Origin of the sequence: Stutzerimonas xanthomarina DSM 18231 (genome assembly GCF_900129835.1) — a bacterium.
Taxonomy (GTDB): Bacteria; Pseudomonadota; Gammaproteobacteria; order Pseudomonadales; family Pseudomonadaceae; genus Stutzerimonas; species Stutzerimonas xanthomarina.
Genome location: NZ_FQXA01000016.1, coordinates 1 through 1,191, shown reverse-complemented (window position 1 = coordinate 1,191; position 1,191 = coordinate 1). Strand labels below are relative to the sequence as shown.

Here is a 1,191-nt window from a genome sequence, read left to right as displayed (position 1 = left end):
GGATGGTCTGAAAAAGACTTCCCGAATCTGGTGAAATACGCCGATCCCGTTGCCCGAGTTTCCCGATGAAGCAAATGACCTTCGCCGACGCCGAGTACGCCGGCAAGCGCAAGCAGACCCGCAAAGAGTTGTTCCTGATCGAGATGGATCAGGTGGTGCCGTGGAAGGGTTTGATTGCCCTGATCGAGCCGCACTACCCCAAGGGTGAAGGTGGTCGTCCGGCGTATCAGCTGATGGCGATGCTGCGCGTACATTTGATGCAGAACTGGTTCGGCTACAGCGATCCGGCGATGGAGGAGGCGCTGTACGAGACCACAATCTTGCGCCAGTTTGCCGGGCTGAACCTAGAGCGTATTCCCGACGAAACCACCATCCTCAATTTCCGTCGCCTGCTGGAGAAGCACGAGTTGGCGGCCGGGATTCTGGCGGTGATCAATGGTTACCTGGGCGATCGGGGCCTGTCGCTGCGCCAGGGCACCATCGTCGATGCCACGCTGATCCATGCGCCGAGTTCGACCAAGAACAAGGACGGTAAGCGTGACCCGGAAATGCACCAGACCAAGAAGGGCAACCAGTATTACTTCGGCATGAAGGCTCACATCGGCGCGGATGCCGAGTCAGGTCTGGTGCACAGCGTGGTGGGGACGGCAGCCAACGTTGCTGACGTTACCCAGGTCGACAAACTGCTGCATGGAAAGGAAAACATGGTCGGCGCCGACGCGGGTTACACCGGCGTAGAGAAACGCCCGGAACATGAAGGCCGGGAGGTGATCTGGCAGATTGCGGCCCGCCGCAGTACGTACAAGAAGCTGAGTAAGCGCAGTGCGCTGTACAAAGCCAAGCGCAAGATCGAGAAATCCAAGGCCCAGGTGCGCGCCAAAGTCGAGCACCCGTTCCGGGTGATCAAGCGCCAATTCGGCTACGTGAAGACACGCTTCCGTGGCCTGGCGAAGAACACCGCGCAGTTGGTGACACTGTTCGCGCTGTCGAACCTGTGGATGGCGCGCCGACATTTGCTGACGAATGCAGGAGAGGTGCGTCTGTAATGCGGGAAATGGCCGGCGCGAGGTGCTCGCGCCGGCTATAAATCCGGAAAGAGGGGATGATTTGATCGTTTTTTAGCCGAATCACCGTTTTGAAATCGGCAAGGGCTGGAGTCAGCCAGAAATACCTGACTACTTCAGACCATCC

Annotated in this window: 1 protein-coding gene; it reads left to right on the top strand. The window is 58.4% G+C overall.

Going from position 1 to position 1,191, the window contains the following annotated elements:
* The first annotated feature begins 65 nt into the window (after positions 1 to 65).
* Positions 66 to 1,046, top strand: a complete 981-nt coding sequence (locus BUE09_RS19975) for an IS5-like element ISPst5 family transposase (protein WP_014820685.1) — start codon at positions 66 to 68, stop codon at positions 1,044 to 1,046.
* Positions 1,047 to 1,191: the final 145 nt, after the last annotated feature.

What these genes read in the sequence shown, in the direction of transcription:
- BUE09_RS19975 (WP_014820685.1), top strand. Translation starts at nt 66, where the DNA reads ATGAAGCAAATGACCTTCGCCGACGCCGAGTACGCCGGCAAGCGCAAG.